Raw genomic sequence first — 15,338 nt, 5'->3', positions numbered from 1 at the left:
CGTCCGGGAGAGTGACGACGGTCGGGGCTAGGGTCCCGGCCTCGTGAGTACTTCCCAGGGCAGTCACCGAGCCGGACGGCGGGGCGCGGCCCTGCCGCTGCACGAGCAGCCGACCCAGGCGGCGCCCCTCGTGATGCCGGACGCCGGTCCGGGTGCCCGTGCGGCGGCCGGTCCGGGGTCCGGCACCGTCCCCGGACAGGGCTCCCGGGCCGGCTCCCGGCGGTCCGCCCGGCGCCGCAAGGCCTCGGGGGGAGCGGGCGACGGGCTGCGGCGGCTCGTCCCGCAGGCCCTCGTCGTCGCCTTCCTCGCCGGCGGCACGAGCGCCTTCGTCGCCGACGACAAGGAGGTCAGGCTCTCCGTCGACGGCGTCCCGCGCACCCTCCACACGTTCGCCGACGAGGTCGAGGAGCTCCTCGCCGACGAGGGCCTGGCCGTCGGCGCGCACGACATCGTCGCCCCGGCCCCGGGCGAGGCGCTCGCCGACGGCGACGAGATCGTCGTCCGCTACGGTCGCCCGGTCGCGCTCACCCTCGACGGGCAGCGCCGCCAGGTGTGGACGACCGCCCGGACCGTCGAGGGGGCGCTGCGCCAGCTCGGGGTCCGCGCGGAGGGCGCGTACCTCTCCGTGTCCCGCGGGGCGGCGATCTCCCGGCAGGGCCTCGCCCTCGACGTACGGACCGAGCGGACGATCACGTTCCTCGTGGACGGGCGGGAGCGGACCGTCCGCACCAACGCCGCCACCGTCCGCGAGGCGCTCGTCGAGGCCGGGATCACCCTCGCCGGGCAGGACACGACGTCGGTGGCGCCCGGCGCGTTCCCGCGCGACGGCCAGACCGTGAACGTGCTGCGGATCACCGGCTCCCGGCAGGTGCGGGAGGAGGCCATCCCGTACGCCGTCGAGACGGTCCGCGACCCGGAGCTCTTCGCCGGCACCGAGACCGTCGAACGGCAGGGCGTCCCCGGCGTCCGCCGCGTCACCTACAGCCTGCGCACGGTCAACGGCGTCAAGCAGAAGCCCCGCAGGACGGGCGAGGAGATCGTCCGCGAGCCGGTCGGCCGCAAGGTGCGGATCGGCACCCGGCCACTGCCCACGTCCGTCGCGGGCGCCGACGGGCTCGACTGGGGCGGCCTCGCCGCCTGCGAGTCCGGCGGCCGCCCGAACGCCGTCGACCCCTCGGGGACGTACGGCGGGCTCTACCAGTTCGACCCCGGCACCTGGCGCTCCCTCGGCGGCAGCGGAGTCGCCCAGGACGCGCCCGCCTCCGAGCAGACCTTCCGCGCCAAGAAGCTGTACGTGCAGCGGGGCGCGAGTCCGTGGCCCCACTGCGGCCGGCGGCTGCACGGGTGAGACCGGGCGGCCTTCCGGGGGCCGGGGCCGTCACCGGTGGGTGCGTGCGCCGGTGTGCGCGGCCGGGCGTGGCGGGGCCGCACCGGTGAGCCGTAGGTCGGCCGTACCGGGGCCCCGTAGGCTGTACCGGTGAGCACCACCACCGGCCCCGAAAGCCCCGACGCCCTCCTCGGCCCCGCCGACATCCGTGAGCTGGCCGCCGCCCTCGGCGTGCGCCCCACGAAGCAGAAGGGCCAGAACTTCGTCATCGACGCCAACACCGTCCGGCGGATCGTCCGCACGGCCGAGGTGCGGCCCGACGACGTGGTCGTGGAGGTGGGCCCCGGGCTCGGCTCCCTCACCCTGGCGCTCCTGGAGGCCGCGGACCGGGTGACGGCCGTCGAGATCGACGACGTGCTCGCCGCCGCGCTGCCCGCCACGATCCAGGCCCGCATGCCGGCCCGCGCCGACCGCTTCGCGCTCGTCCACTCCGACGCGATGCACGTCCAGGAACTGCCGGGTCCGGCGCCGACCGCGCTCGTCGCCAACCTTCCGTACAACGTGGCCGTGCCGGTCCTGCTCCACATGCTGGAGCGGTTCCCGACCATCGAGCGGACCCTCGTCATGGTCCAGGCCGAGGTCGCCGACCGGCTCGCCGCCAAGCCCGGCAACAAGGTCTACGGCGTCCCGTCGGTCAAGGCGAACTGGTACGCCGAGGTGAAACGCGCCGGCTCCATCGGCCGCAACGTCTTCTGGCCCGCGCCGAACGTCGACTCCGGCCTCGTCTCCCTCGTCCGCCGCACCGAGCCGCTGGCGACCACCGCCACCCGCAAGGAGGTCTTCGCGGTCGTCGACGCGGCCTTCGCCCAGCGCCGCAAGACCCTCCGCGCCGCCCTCGCCACCTGGGCGGGCTCGCCCGCCGCCGCCGAGGAGGCCCTCGTCAAGGCCGGCGTCTCGCCGCAGGCGCGCGGCGAGGCGCTGACCGTCGAGGAGTTCGCCCGGATCGCGGAGGCGAAGGCGTGACCGGCGGTACGGAGTCCCGGGGCGTCCCCGGCGGCGTCACCGTACGGGTCCCCGCCAAGGTCAACGTGCAGCTGGCCGTCGGCGCGGCGCGGCCCGACGGCTTCCACGACCTGGCGAACGTCTTCCTCGCCGTGTCGCTGTACGACGAGGTGACCGCGACCCCGGCCGACGGGCTCACGATCACCTGTGAGGGCCCGGACGCCGACAAGGTGCCGCTGGACCGGACGAACCTGGCCGCGCGGGCCGCGGAACTGCTCGCGGCCCGGCACGGCATCTCCCCGGACGTGCACCTGCACATCGCCAAGGACATCCCGGTCGCCGGCGGCATGGCCGGCGGCAGCGCCGACGGCGCGGGCGCGCTGCTCGCGTGCGACGCGCTGTGGGGTCTCGGCTCCTCGCGCGAGGAGCTCCTGGAGATCTGCGCGGAGCTGGGCTCCGACGTGCCGTTCAGCCTGGTCGGCGAGGCGGCGCTCGGCACCGGGCGGGGCGAGAAGCTGACCGCGCTGCCGGTCGGCGGCGCCTTCCACTGGGTGTTCGCCGTCGCCGACGGCGGTCTGTCGACGCCGACGGTGTTCCGCGAGTTCGACCGGCTCGCCGACGGCGTCGAGATCCCCGAACCGGCCGCGTCCCCGGCGCTCCTGGACGCCCTGCGCACCGGCGACACCACCGCCCTCGCGGGCGCCCTCGCCAACGACCTCCAGGCCCCGGCGCTCTCCCTGCGCCCCTCGCTCGCCGCGACGCTCGCGGCCGGCACGGAAGCGGGCGCCCTCGCCGCGCTGGTCTCCGGCTCCGGCCCGACGACCGCCTTCCTCGTGAAGGACGCGGAGGCCGCCGAGACCGTCGCAGCCGCCCTGATCGCCTCGGGCACCTGCCGCACGGCGCGCCCGGCGACCTCCCCGGCCCGAGGCGCGGTCGTCCTGCCCGTCTGACGCGGGAGGAGCGCCGGGCGCGGTGCTCGGCGGCCGTCCGGCGCGGGCCCCACGCTCGACGTGCGCGGCCGGCGCCGCTTCGTCCGGCGCCGTCTCCCGCTACTCAGCGGCCGGCTGAGTATCCGCGCCCTGTCGCCCGGAGGGCGGTCGCGGGAGCGTGGCCGCATGGGAATGAGCGCGCGGGACGTCGCGGCGGCCACGCCGGCGACGCGGGACCGGTACGTCGATCTGCTGAGGGTCGCCTCGCTCGGGGTCGTGGTGCTCGGCCACTGGCTGATGGCGGCGGTCGACGGTGACGGGCGGGTGGGGAACCTGCTCGCCGTGGTGCCGGCGCTCCAGGCGGTGACCTGGGTGTTCCAGGTGATGCCGGTGTTCTTCTTCGTCGGGGGGTTCTCGCACGCCCTGGCCCACCGCTCCCGTCCGCGGTACGCGGCCTTCCTGCGGGCCCGGCTGCAGCGGCTGCTGCGGCCGACGATGGTGTTCGTCGGGGTGTGGGGGGCGGCCGCGCTGGTGCTCCAGCTGACCGGCGCGGACGGCGGGCTCGCGGGAGTGGCGCTGCGGCTGGTCACGCAGCCGCTGTGGTTCATCGGGATCTATCTGGCGATGGTGGCGTTCACCCCGCCGCTGCTGCGGCTGCACGAGCGGTGGGGGTGGGGCGCGTTCGCCGTGCTCGCGGGCGGGGCGGTCGTCGTGGACGTGCTGCGGTTCGCGGCGGACGTGCCGTTCGTGGAGTTCCTGAACTTCGCGTTCGTGTGGCTGGCCGTCCACCAGCTCGGCTTCCTGCGCGCCGACGGCATGATCCGCCGCCCGGCGCTGCTCGCCGGCGCGGGCCTGGCCGGCGCGACCGCGCTCGTCGCCCTCGGCCCCTATCCGCTGTCCATGGTGGGGATGCCCGGCGAGAAGGTGTCGAACATGGCCCCGCCGACGCTCGCCCTGCTCTGCCACGGTCTGTGGCTGGTCGGCGCGGTCGAGCTCCTGAAGGGCCCGGGGGCCCGCTTCACCGCCCGCGCCGGGGTGTGGCGGACGGTGGTCGCCGCCAACGGGATCGCGATGACGGCGTTCCTGTGGCACCTGACGGCGATGCTCGGCGTGTACGGGGCGATGCTCGGGCTCGGCGTGGAGCTTCCGGCCCCGGCGTCGGCCGGCTGGTGGGCGCAGGTCCCGCTGCGGTTCGCGGCGGCCGCCGTGCTCACGGCGCTGCTCGTCGCGGTCTTCCGCCGCTTCGAGGCTCCCGCCCCGGCGGCCCCGGCGACCGACTCGGGCGGCCCCCTCGCGGCCCTCGGCATCACGCTGGCGCTCTTCGGCGTCCTCGGCCTCTCCCTGACGGGCTTCGCCGGGCTGCTCGACGGTCACGCGGCGACCCTGATCGCCGTCCCGGTCACGGCGCCCGCGGCGGTCGGTCTCGCGCTGGTGGGGTGGCTGCTGGTGGAGCGGGCGGGGCGGATCAGATCGCGATGACGGTCGCCCGGCCTCCGCAGAGGGTGAGGAGATCCTCCGGGTCGGACGTGAGTACGGTGACCGGCCCCGGGGCCGAGAGGGCCGTCGCGGCGACCATCGCGTCGATGGCGTACTCGTGGCCGTGCAGCCCGGCTTCGCCGAGCAGGGCCGCCGCGTGGCGCGCGAGGGCGGCGGTCACGGGTTCGACGACGATGCGGGACAGGGTCCATTCCAGCGCGGCCCGGTTGATGCGGGGGTGCATCACCTCCACCAGCGTGGCCGCGCTCGCCACGACCCGCAGGTCGTCGGCGCGGGCGAGAGCGAGCCAGCCCGTGACCTCGCGGTCACGCAGAACGGCTCTGGCGAGTCCCTCGCTGTCGAGCACCAGGGTGCCGCCGGGGGCGGCTTCGGTGCGGGGTGGCGTCACGCCGCACTCGACCGGCCGGGTGCCGTCCCGGTCTGTGCCGCGCGTGCCTGCCGCAGCTGCTCGCGCCGCGCCTGGACCTCTTCGTCCGTGACGGGTCCGTGCTCGGCCTCGGCGACGGCGATGAGCTCGTTGAGGTCGTCCCGTTCTATCTGACGGGCGACGGCGGCGGCGACGTAGGCCGAGAGCCCGGAGGGGCCTCCGCGCGCGCGTGCCGCTTCCGCGAGGTCCCGGGGCATGCTGATCGAGTACTTCTGGGTGGGCTCGCTCATGCTCCTCATGCTACCGCTGATGCCACCCGTCGGGTGGGAAGGGCCCGGCGACGTACCCTGGGACGTCGATCGATCCCCCGTACAGGAGTCAACGTGGCCGTCAACCTGGTCAATGTCGAGGCAGTCAGCAAGGTGTACGGCACCCGTGCCCTGCTCGACGGCGTCTCGCTCGGCGTATCCGAGGGGGACCGGATCGGGGTCGTGGGGCGCAACGGCGACGGCAAGACCACCCTCATCCGGATGCTCGCCAAGCTGGAGGAGGCCGACACCGGCCGCGTCACCCACAGCGGCGGGCTGCGCCTCGGCGTGCTCACCCAGCACGACTCGCTCGACCCGAAGGCCACCATCCGGCACGAGGTCATCGGCGTCATGGCCGACCACGAGTGGGCCGGCAGCGCCAAGATCCGCGACGTGCTCACGGGTCTGTTCGGCGGGCTCGACCTGCCCGGTTTCGAGAACGGTCTGGACACCGTCATCGGCCCGCTCTCCGGCGGTGAGCGGCGGCGCATCGCGCTCGCCAGGCTCCTCATCGAGGACCAGGACCTGATCGTCCTCGACGAGCCCACCAACCACCTCGACGTCGAGGGCATCTCCTGGCTCGCCCAGCACCTGCAGACGCGCCGCTCGGCGCTCGTCTGCGTCACCCACGACCGCTGGTTCCTCGACCAGGTCTGCACCCGCATGTGGGACGTGCAGCGCGGTGACGTCCACGAGTACGAGGGCGGCTACTCCGACTACGTCTTCGCCCGCGCCGAGCGCGAGCGGATCGCCGCCACGGAGGAGACCAAGCGGCAGAACCTGATGCGCAAGGAGCTGGCCTGGCTGCGGCGCGGCGCCCCCGCCCGTACCTCCAAGCCGCGCTACCGCATCGAGGCCGCGAACGAGCTGATCGCCGACGTGCCGCCGCCGCGCGACACCAGCGAGCTGATGAAGTTCGCCAACGCCCGCCTCGGCAAGACGGTCTTCGACCTGGAGGACGTGACCGTCACCGCCGGTCCCAAGACCCTCCTCCAGCACCTGACCTGGCAGCTCGGCCCCGGCGACCGCATCGGCCTCGTCGGTGTCAACGGCGCCGGCAAGACCTCACTCCTGCGGGCCCTCGCCGACGCCTCGACCACCGACGGCGAGGCGCAGCCGGCCGCCGGGAAGATCGTGGTCGGCAAGACCGTCCGGCTCGCCTACCTCTCCCAGGACGTCACCGAACTCCCCGCCACCCTGCGGGTCCTGGAGGCCGTGCAGCAGATCCGCGACCGCGTGGACCTCGGCAAGGGCCGTGAGATGACGGCGGGGCAGCTCTGCGAGCAGTTCGGTTTCTCCAAGGAGAAGCAGTGGACGCCGGTCGGCGACCTCTCCGGTGGCGAGCGCCGCCGCCTCCAGCTGCTGCGCCTGCTGATGGACGAGCCCAACGTCCTCTTCCTCGACGAGCCCACCAACGACCTCGACATCGAGACCCTCACCCAGCTCGAGGACCTTCTCGACGGCTGGCCGGGCTCCATGGTCGTCATCTCCCACGACCGGTTCTTCATCGAGCGCACCACCGACAAGACGTTCGCGCTGCTCGGCGACCGGGCCCTGCGGATGCTGCCGCGCGGCATCGACGAGTACCTGGAGCGGCGCCGGCGGATGATCGAGGCGTCCGTCCCGGCGCCCGCCGCCGCGCCCGCGCAGGCGAAGCCCGGCGTCTCCGCCGCCGACGCGCGCGCCGCCAAGAAGGAGCTGCAGAAGGTCGAGCGGCAGCTCGACAAGGTCTCCGACAAGGAGGCGAAGCTGCACGCGCAGATCGCCGACAACGCCACCGATTTCGAGAAGGTGGCGAAGCTCGACGCGGAGCTCCGGGAACTCGCCGGGGAGCGCGAGGAATTGGAAATGCGCTGGCTCGAACTGGCCGAGGACGCATAACGAGGGCATCACAGGCCGGTCCTCCCTTGGGTACAAGGGGCGGACCGGTCGCTTTTGCGCCATCGCGTGAGTGGTAGAAAGAAAACCCGTTCACGTCAAGGGGGAGACCGCTGATGACCCAGCCGCCCAGCAACCAGCCGCCGGGGGGCTTCGGAGCCCCCAAGGACCCGAGCCAGGGCCCGAGCCAGGGCCCGACCCCGGGCATGCCGCCCGTGCCGCCGGTCCCGCCGCAGGCACCGCCGGCGCCGCAGACCCCGCCGCCCGCCGCGCCGGGTCCGTACGGCCAGCCGACGCAGCCCGGGTACGGCTACCCGCAGGCGCCGGGCCAGCAGCCGGGCCAGCCGGCCGCGCCGGGCCCGTACGCGCAGCAGCCGGGTCCGTACGGCCAGCAGCCCGGCCCGTACGGCCAGCCGCAGCAGCCGTACGGCTACCCGCAGCAGGGTCAGCAGCAGGGCCCGTACGGCGGTTACCCCACCCAGCCGATGTACCCGGGCGCGCCCACCCCGCCGCCCGCCTCCGGTGGCGGCGGTCTGAAGGGCCGGACCGGCATCGTCGCGGCCGTGGCCGCCGGAGCCGTCCTGGTCGCCGCCGTCACGACCTGGGCGGTCGTCTCCGGCGGGGACGACGAGAAGGGCCCGATCGCCGGGCCCACCACCTCCGCCAGCACCTCCGCCGTTCCGAAGCCCACCGAGTCGGTGGACCAGGGCGACGGCTCCGGCGACGGCCGGGAGGGCGACGACGACCTCAACGCCGACCGCAAGCCCGGCGAGGACAAGGTCGCCTGGCTGATCAAGAACGACGTCGACCTGCCCCGCAACGGCTCCGACGTGTTCGGCCCGTGGATCGTCGGCGACACCGTCGTCAAGGCCATGTACAAGGGCGTCGACGGCTACAACCTGAGCGACGGCAAGCGCAAGTGGCACGTCGACGTGCCGTTCGAGCTGTGCGCGGCCCCGCCGGAGCCCGCCGCCGACGGCTCCATGGTGTTCGGGTACGCCGAGAGCGCCAAGGACGGCGCCAAGTGCACCGAGCTCCAGAAGATCGACCTGAAGACCGGCAAGGCCGGCTGGAAGAAGGCCGTGCCCAAGGCCACGGGCTTCTTCGCGTTCTCCGACAACACCCTGGCCATCAGCGGCAACACGGTCACCGCGGCCGGCACCAGCAGCGCGTACGGCTTCTCGCTCGCCGACGGCCGGCAGCTCTTCAAGGGCGCCACCACCGGCTGCAAGCCCTTCGCCTACGCGGGCGGCAGCAAGCTGATCGCCGCCATGGACTGCCCGTCCGGCAGCACCACCAAGAAGATCCAGGCGGTCGGCCAGGTCGACCCCAACACCGGCAAGCCCAGGTTCACCTTCAAGCTGGAGGCGGACTGGGAGGTCGACAAGGTCTACTCGGTCGACCCGCTGGTCGTCTCGGCCACGCAGCGCGAGCAGAAGAAGTGGACCGTCTTCGCGCTCGACGCCAACGGCAAGCTCCGCTCGCAGATCCAGGGCGGCAAGGACAAGTTCGCGCCCGACTGCGGCGGCAGCTTCGTCATCTTCGGCAAGAACCTCCAGGGCTGCACCGGAGTCGCCGCCGACGCGAACACCTTCTACATGGCGACCGAGGGCGGCTACGGCAAGACGAACGAGGTCGTCGCCTTCGACCTGAAGAACGGCAAGGCCAAGTGGCGCGCCAAGGCGCCCGAGGGCCGGTCGGTGACCCCGCTGCGCATGGAGGGCTCCGACGTCCTGCTGTACGTGACCCCCTTGTACGACCAGGGCGGGGCCGTCGCCACCCTCGCGCCGACCGGCGGCGCGCCGAAGATCGTGCTCCAGCACCCGGTCTCGGCCTCCGACATCGAGGGCAGCTTCTACAGCGCGGGCTACGCCTACGGCAGCGGCACCTTCGTGGTGGCGAGCGGACGTGTGTCGGCGTCCAACGACAAGGACGAGATGCAGGTCAAGACCATGATGGCCTTCAGCAAGTGAGGTGCACGGACCGATGACGCAGCCACCCCCGCCGCCGCCGAACCAACCCCCGGATCCCCAGGGCGGCTTCGGCGCACCGACGCCCGAGCCGGGGTACGGCTACCCGCAGCAGCCCGCTCCCGAGCCGGGCTACGGGTACCCCCAGCAGCCGCCGCAGCAGCCGCAGCCGGACCCCGGCTACGGCTACCCGCAGCAGCCCCCCGCTCCGCCGCAGCAGCAGCCGTACGGCTACCCCACGCAGCCCCAGCAGCCGCAGCAGGCCCCGCAGTACGGCGGCTACCAGCAGCCGCAGCAGCCTCCGTACGGCTACCCGACGCAGCCGCAGCAGCCCTACGGCGGCTACCAGCAGCCGGCGCCCGCCCCCTCGGCGCCGGGTGGGAAGAAGCTGTCCGCCCAGCTCCAGATCGTGATCGCGGCGGTCGTCGCCGTCGCGGTGATCATCGGCGTCGGCATCTGGTACGCCGGTTCCGGCGGCGACGGCAAGGACGAGGAGGCCAAGGGCACGGGCGGCACCTCGCAGGGCGCCACCGGCGGCGGCTCCGGTGACACCAAGGGCCTCGGCGGTGGCGGCAAGGAGAAGGCGCCCGCGAACACCCAGGGCAAGAAGGCCTTCGACGTCATCGAGCCGAAGGTCCCGGACGTCACCGACATGTCCGGCTCCTGGATCACGGACAAGGCGTACGTGAAGACGGGCGTCAACTCGATGGTCGCCTACGACCTCGACAAGGGCACGGTCCTGTGGACGCTGCCGCTGACCGGCCAGGTCTGCGGCTCCTCGCGGCACATGACGGCCGACCACAAGGTGCCGATCCTCTTCGAGGCCAGCAAGCGGGTCGCGCCGCGCTACTACCAGCTGTGCACCGAGGTCGGCATGGTCGACCTGAACACCGGCAAGCTGCTGTGGTCGTCGTCGGTCACCGGCGGCACGGGCGGCGACCAGAAGGTCCGGTTCGGCGAGGTCACGCTCAGCGGGACGACCGTCGCGGCCGGCGGCACCGACGGCGGCGCCGCCTTCGACGCGGCCAACGGCAACCCGCGCTGGAAGCCGCAGGCCAACAGCCAGAACTGCTACGACCTGGGGTACGGCGGCGGCGAGGGCCTCGTCGCGGTCCGCAAGTGCGGTCCGTACGACAGCCAGTACGTGATGATCCAGAACCTGAACCCGACGACGGGCGCCCCGCTCTCGCAGTACAAGATGCCGACCGGCGTGAAGTACGCGTCGGTGGTCTCCACCAAGCCGCTGGTCGTCGCGGCCGACGTCGGCGAGTCCGCCGGCGACGGCAGCGGCATCTCGGACTTCTTCTCCCTGGACGAGAAGACCGGCAAGCTGAAGGCCAAGATCACGGCGGACGCGGACCAGTACGGGGCCCGCTGCCGCTCGACGAAGGTCGAGTCCTGCTCCCAGGCGCTCGTCGGCAACGGCCGGCTCTACGTGCCGACCGAGGAGCACGAGGGCAGCACCGGCGAGTACGGCGACGAGACCAACGAGGTCATCGCGTTCGACCTGAACACCGGGCGCACGCTGCCGGAGAAGGCGGACGCCGGGGACAAGTACACCCTGGTCCCGCTCCGGATGGACGGCGGCAACCTCATCGCCTACAAGGAGCCCCCGTACGACAAGGGCGGCCGGATCGTGTCGATCGACGGCGGCACGATGAAGGAGACGCTGCTCCTGGAGAACCCGGCGGACAAGACGATCCGCGACATCGAGAACAGCTTCTCCGTGGACTACTCGGAGATCCTGTACGGCGACGGTCGCCTGTTCATGTCCGCCATGATGATCTCCAAGCCGCGGGCGTCGGCGCCGGACGAGAAGAAGTACCTGGCGGTGTCGTACAGCACCCGATGAACACACGGACGTCGCACGGACGTTCGTGAGACGGGAACAGCCCGGCGTGTCGGTTTCACCCCGACGTGCCGGGCTGTTTGCGCACCGCGCCGGGTGGCGAAGAATTCGGGGTCGAGCGGGCCGGCCGGGGGACGGCGGGCCCGGAGGATGGGGGATGACCGGGATGGGCGTACGCCTCGTGGTGGTCGACGACCACCGCCTGCTGGCGGAGGCGCTCGCCTCGGCGCTGAAGCTGCGCGGGCACCGGGTGCTCGCGGCGGGCGCGCCGGTGGCGGCGGCCGCGGACCTCGTGGTGGGCCGGGGGCCGGAGGTCTGCCTGCTCGGCACGGCCGCACCGGCCGCGCCGGGCGCCTTCGACGTGGTCGTGCGGATCAAGCGGGAGCGGCCGCAGGTGGCCGTGGTGGTGCTCGGTCCGGTGCCGTCGCCGCGCGGGATCGCGGCGGCGTTCGCGGCCGGGGCCTCGGGGTACGTCCGGCACGACGAGCGCATCGAGGGCGTCGAGCGCGCCCTGGTGAAGGCCAGGGCGGGGGAGTCGGCGGTGGCGCCCGCGCTGCTCCAGGGCGCCTTCGCGGAGCTGCTGCACCCCGCCGCCCAGCCGGACGACGAGGCGCAGCGGCTGCTGCGGATGCTGACGCACCGGGAGGTGGAGGTGCTCGTCCGGGTGGCGGAGGGGGAGGACACCCGGCTGATCGCGGCGGGGATGGGGATCGCGCCGAGCACGGCGCGGACGCACGTGCAGCGGGTCCTGATGAAGCTGGGGGTCGGATCGCGTCTGGAGGCGGCGGCGCTGGCGGCCAGGACGGGGCTGCTCGACCGGGCGGTTCCGGGGCAGCGCGGCCCCCGCTGAGGCCTCCGGCGGGGCTTCCTTCGAGGTGGCAGGGCTGAGGGTCCCGGGAGCGGGGCCCGGCTTCGCCATTGACGCGGATGTTTGAATGTGATTCTTTGTGCGTGGTTCTGTTTGATCCCGCCCGGAGGGTAGCCCCGTGAAGAAGACCGTCACCACGCTCGCCGACGGGCGCGAGCTGATCTACTACGACACGCGCGACGACGCGGTCCGCACCGCCGTCGACCCGCGCCCCCTCACCCCCGTCGTCTCCCGCTCCGAGATCCGGTACGACGAGCTCACCGGCGACCCCGTCGCCGTCGCCTCGCACCGGCAGGCCCGCACCTACCACCCGCCGGCCGACGCCTGCCCGCTCTGCCCCGCCAGGGACGGCCGCGAGAGCGAGATCCCGGAGGCGGACTACGAGGTGGTGGTCTTCGAGAACCGCTTCCCCTCCCTCTCCGGCGGCGTCGGCCGCTGCGAGGTCGTCTGCTTCACCGACGACCACACGGTCTCCTTCGCCGACCTCACCGAGGAGCGGGCCCGGCTCGTCCTCGACGCCTGGACCGACCGGACCGCCGCGCTCTCCGCCCTGCCCGGCGTCCAGCAGGTCTACTGCTTCGAGAACCGCGGCCGGGAGATCGGCGTCACCCTGCCGCACGCGCACGGCCAGATCTACGCCTTCCCCTACGTGTCCCCCCGGACGGCCGCCATGCGGCGCCGCACCGACGAGCACCGGGCGGCGACCGGACGGAACCTCTTCGACGACGTCGTAGCCCGCGAGCGCGCCGACGGCGAGCGGGTGGTCCTGGAGACCGAGCACTGGATCGCCTTCGTGCCGTACGCCGCCCACTGGCCGTACGAGGTCCACCTGCACCCCAAGCGCCGGGTCCCGGACCTGCTCGCCCTCGACGAGGCCGCCCGCACAGAGTGCGCACAGGTCTACCTGGAACTCTTGAGGCGCTTCGACCGGCTCTTCGGCCCGGACGAGCCGCCGACGCCCTACATCGCCGCCTGGCACCAGGCGCCGTTCACGGACGAGCGGCGCGAGGACTTCGGACTGCACCTGGAGCTTTTCACCGTCCGACGGGCCTCTGGCAAGCTGAAGTTCCTCGCGGGCACCGAGTCCGGCATGGGCGCGTTCATGAACGACGTACGGCCGGAAGACGCGGCCCGACGACTCCGAGAGGTGGCGAGCGCATGACCACGCACGCGAAGAGGTACCTGGTGACGGGAGGCGCAGGCTACGTCGGCAGCGTCGTCGCCGCCCACCTCCTGGAACGGGGCCACCGCGTCACCGTCCTCGACGACCTCTCCACCGGTTTCGCCGAAGGGGTCCCGGACGGCGCCGAGTTCGTCGAGGGCCGCATCCAGGACGCGGCGAAGTGGCTCGACGCCTCCTATGACGGCGTCCTGCACTTCGCCGCCTTCTCGCAGGTCGGCGAGTCCGTCGCCAAGCCCGAGAAGTACTGGGAGAACAACGTCGGCGGCACCATGGCCCTGCTCGCGGCCATGCGCGACGCCGGGGTGCGCCGGCTCGTCTTCTCCTCCACCGCCGCGACCTACGGCGAACCGGAGACCGTCCCGATCACCGAGTCCGCGCCCACCTCGCCCACCAGCCCGTACGGGGCGAGCAAGCTGGCCGTCGACCACATGATCGGCGGTGAGTGCGCCGCCCACGGCCTGGCCGCCGTCTCGCTGCGCTACTTCAACGTCGCCGGCGCGTACGGCTCGCTCGGCGAGCGCCACCACCCCGAGTCCCACCTCATCCCGCTCGTCCTCCAGGTCGCCCTGGGCGAGCGCGAGGCGATCTCCGTGTACGGCGAGGACTACCCGACCCCGGACGGCACCTGCGTCCGCGACTACATCCACGTCGCCGACCTCGCCGAGGCCCACCTCCTGGCGCTCGGCGCCATGACCGCGGGCGAGCACCTGATCTGCAACCTCGGCAACGGCAACGGCTTCTCCGTCCGCGAGGTCGTCGAGACCGTCCGCGCGGTCACCGGCCACCCGGTCCCCGAGATCACCGCCGCCCGCCGGCCCGGCGACCCGGCCGTCCTGGTCGCCTCCGCCGACACGGCCCGCGAGCGGCTCGGCTGGACGCCGTCCCGCCCCGACCTGGCCGCCGTCGTCGCCGACGCCTGGGCGTTCGCGCGGCTCCGCGAGGAGGGACGGGCATGAGCGTCGCCGCCGGCTTCGAGGCGCTGTACGGCGCCGCGCCCGACGGGGTGTGGGCCGCCCCCGGGCGGGTCAACCTCATCGGTGAGTACACCGACTTCAACGACGGCTTCGTGCTGCCCCTCGCGCTGCCGCACACCACCGTCGCCGCCGTCTCCCGCCGTGACGACGGCGTCCTGCGGCTGCATTCCGCCGACATCGACGGCGGGATCGTGCAGCTGGAGGTCGACGCCCTGGAGCCGCTGTCCGGCGGCGGCTGGGCGGCCTACCCGGCCGGCGTCGTCTGGGCGCTGCGGGAGGCCGGGCACCCGGTGACGGGGGCGGACGTGCACCTGACGTCGACCGTGCCGACCGGCGCCGGGCTCTCCTCGTCGGCGGCCCTGGAGGTCGTCACGGCGCTGGCCCTGAACGACCTGTTCGGGCTCGGGCTCTCCCGCTCCGAACTGGCCCGGATCGCCCAGCGCGCCGAGAACGCCTTCGCGGGCGTCCCCTGCGGCGTGATGGACCAGATGGCCTCCGCCTGCGCCGAGGAGGGCCACGCCCTCCATCTGGACACCCGGGACCTCTCGTACCGGCAGGTCCCCTTCGACCTGGCCGGCGAGGGGCTCCGGCTGCTCGTCGTCGACACCCGCGTGAAGCACGCGCTCGGAGACGGCGCGTACGCGGAGCGGCGCGCCGGGTGTGAAGCGGGTGCGCGGGCGCTCGGTGTGAAGGCCCTGCGCGACGTCAGCGCCGTGCACCTGCCTGAATCCCTCGCCCTTCTGAGCGACGACACGATTCTGCGGTACGTCCGGCACGTCGTCTCGGACAACGCCCGGGTGGAGCGCGTCATCGCCCTGCTCGACGCCGGCGACACCCGGGCCGTCGGGCCGGTCCTCACGGAGGGGCACGCCTCCCTCCGCGACGACCTGCGGGTGTCCTGTCCTGAACTCGACCTCGTGGTCGAGGCGGCGAACGCGGCGGGGGCGCTCGGCGCCCGGATGACCGGCGGCGGCTTCGGCGGCTCGGCCGTCGTCCTCGTCGACGCCGACCGGGCGGACGAGGTCGCCGCCGCCGTCGGCGCGGCCTTCGCCGGCGCCGGATTCGCGGCCCCGGGGATCTTCCCCGCCGTGCCGTCGGCGGGCGCGCGCCGGCTCTGAACCGGGCCCCGCACCCGGACGACTTCGCGCAGTTACGCCAAACGGCCCCCACCGTGCCGCCCCGCCCC

Annotated in this window: 13 protein-coding genes; 11 read left to right on the top strand and 2 right to left on the bottom strand. The window is 73.6% G+C overall.

Features of this window, described 5'->3' with window-relative positions; all coding sequences use genetic code 11:
- The first annotated feature begins 43 nt into the window (after positions 1-43).
- The 4 genes from MRBLMG1_RS23135 (at position 44) to MRBLMG1_RS23120 (ending at position 4,737) form a co-directional block, all read left to right on the top strand.
- Positions 44-1,348 (top strand): ubiquitin-like domain-containing protein, encoded by a 1,305-nt coding sequence (locus MRBLMG1_RS23135; protein WP_367826012.1) that lies wholly within the window; start codon positions 44-46, stop codon positions 1,346-1,348.
- 129 nt (positions 1,349-1,477) lie between these two features.
- Positions 1,478-2,350, top strand: coding sequence for a 16S rRNA (adenine(1518)-N(6)/adenine(1519)-N(6))-dimethyltransferase RsmA (gene rsmA, locus MRBLMG1_RS23130; RefSeq protein ID WP_367826011.1), 873 nt, complete (start codon positions 1,478-1,480; stop codon positions 2,348-2,350).
- Entirely contained in the window at positions 2,347-3,279 is a 933-nt protein-coding gene (locus MRBLMG1_RS23125) for a 4-(cytidine 5'-diphospho)-2-C-methyl-D-erythritol kinase (RefSeq protein WP_367826010.1), read from the top strand. The genes rsmA and MRBLMG1_RS23125 overlap by 4 nt, the downstream gene beginning before the upstream one ends.
- A gap of 165 nt (positions 3,280-3,444) precedes the next feature.
- On the top strand, positions 3,445-4,737 hold the full coding sequence (locus MRBLMG1_RS23120) for an acyltransferase family protein (protein WP_367826009.1): 1,293 nt from the start codon (positions 3,445-3,447) through the stop codon (positions 4,735-4,737).
- Here the strand turns inward: MRBLMG1_RS23120 and MRBLMG1_RS23115 are convergent.
- Both MRBLMG1_RS23115 and MRBLMG1_RS23110 read right to left on the bottom strand, forming a co-directional pair.
- On the bottom strand, positions 4,724-5,143 hold the full coding sequence (locus MRBLMG1_RS23115) for a DNA-binding protein (RefSeq protein WP_367826008.1): 420 nt from the start codon (positions 5,141-5,143) through the stop codon (positions 4,724-4,726). The two genes, MRBLMG1_RS23120 and MRBLMG1_RS23115, sit on opposite strands and share 14 nt — an antisense overlap.
- Complete coding sequence (locus MRBLMG1_RS23110; RefSeq protein ID WP_367826007.1) at positions 5,140-5,412, bottom strand: CopG family transcriptional regulator; 273 nt, start codon at positions 5,410-5,412, stop codon at positions 5,140-5,142. Before MRBLMG1_RS23110 ends, MRBLMG1_RS23115 begins: the two co-directional genes overlap by 4 nt.
- Before the next feature lie 93 nt (positions 5,413-5,505).
- On the opposite strand from MRBLMG1_RS23110, the gene MRBLMG1_RS23105 reads away from it, so the two are divergent.
- The 7 genes from MRBLMG1_RS23105 to galK all read left to right on the top strand — a co-directional run bounded on the left by MRBLMG1_RS23105 (position 5,506) and on the right by galK (position 15,270).
- The gene (locus MRBLMG1_RS23105; protein ID WP_367826006.1) at positions 5,506-7,311 is read left to right on the top strand and encodes an ABC-F family ATP-binding cassette domain-containing protein; all 1,806 of its coding nucleotides are present in this window, start codon (positions 5,506-5,508) and stop codon (positions 7,309-7,311) included.
- A gap of 113 nt (positions 7,312-7,424) precedes the next feature.
- Positions 7,425-9,281, top strand: coding sequence for a PQQ-binding-like beta-propeller repeat protein (locus MRBLMG1_RS23100; RefSeq protein WP_367826005.1), 1,857 nt, complete (start codon positions 7,425-7,427; stop codon positions 9,279-9,281).
- A gap of 13 nt (positions 9,282-9,294) precedes the next feature.
- On the top strand, positions 9,295-11,130 hold the full coding sequence (locus MRBLMG1_RS23095) for a PQQ-binding-like beta-propeller repeat protein (RefSeq protein WP_367826004.1): 1,836 nt from the start codon (positions 9,295-9,297) through the stop codon (positions 11,128-11,130).
- Positions 11,131-11,293: 163 nt separating this feature from the next.
- Positions 11,294-11,977 carry a helix-turn-helix transcriptional regulator gene (locus tag MRBLMG1_RS23090; RefSeq protein WP_367826049.1) on the top strand — a complete coding sequence of 228 codons (684 nt, stop codon included), beginning with the start codon at positions 11,294-11,296 and terminating at the stop codon, positions 11,975-11,977.
- A 136-nt stretch (positions 11,978-12,113) separates the two neighbouring features.
- Positions 12,114-13,157, top strand: a complete 1,044-nt coding sequence (gene galT / locus MRBLMG1_RS23085; protein WP_367826003.1) for a galactose-1-phosphate uridylyltransferase — start codon at positions 12,114-12,116, stop codon at positions 13,155-13,157.
- Positions 13,154-14,134 (top strand): UDP-glucose 4-epimerase GalE, encoded by a 981-nt coding sequence (galE, locus tag MRBLMG1_RS23080; protein ID WP_367826002.1) that lies wholly within the window; start codon positions 13,154-13,156, stop codon positions 14,132-14,134. The genes galT and galE overlap by 4 nt, the downstream gene beginning before the upstream one ends.
- The gene (gene galK, locus MRBLMG1_RS23075) at positions 14,131-15,270 is read left to right on the top strand and encodes a galactokinase (protein WP_367826001.1); all 1,140 of its coding nucleotides are present in this window, start codon (positions 14,131-14,133) and stop codon (positions 15,268-15,270) included. The genes galE and galK overlap by 4 nt, the downstream gene beginning before the upstream one ends.
- Positions 15,271-15,338: the final 68 nt, after the last annotated feature.

It is taken from the genome of Streptomyces sp. LMG1-1-1.1 (genome assembly GCF_040815545.1).
In the GTDB taxonomy this organism is placed as follows: domain Bacteria; phylum Actinomycetota; class Actinomycetes; order Streptomycetales; family Streptomycetaceae; genus Streptomyces.
Note: the sequence above shows the minus strand (reverse complement) of the source record. Positions and strands in the feature narration are given on the sequence as shown.

Coding starts and splice junctions, on each gene's coding strand:
- MRBLMG1_RS23120 (WP_367826009.1), top strand. CDS start 3,445: ATGGGAATGAGCGCGCGGGACGTCGCGGCGGCCACGCCGGCGACGCGG.
- MRBLMG1_RS23110 (WP_367826007.1), bottom strand. CDS start 5,412: ATGAGCGAGCCCACCCAGAAGTACTCGATCAGCATGCCCCGGGACCTC.
- MRBLMG1_RS23100 (WP_367826005.1), top strand. CDS start 7,425: ATGACCCAGCCGCCCAGCAACCAGCCGCCGGGGGGCTTCGGAGCCCCC.
- MRBLMG1_RS23095 (WP_367826004.1), top strand. CDS start 9,295: ATGACGCAGCCACCCCCGCCGCCGCCGAACCAACCCCCGGATCCCCAG.
- MRBLMG1_RS23090 (WP_367826049.1), top strand. CDS start 11,294: ATGGGCGTACGCCTCGTGGTGGTCGACGACCACCGCCTGCTGGCGGAG.
- galE (WP_367826002.1), top strand. CDS start 13,154: ATGACCACGCACGCGAAGAGGTACCTGGTGACGGGAGGCGCAGGCTAC.
- galK (WP_367826001.1), top strand. CDS start 14,131: ATGAGCGTCGCCGCCGGCTTCGAGGCGCTGTACGGCGCCGCGCCCGAC.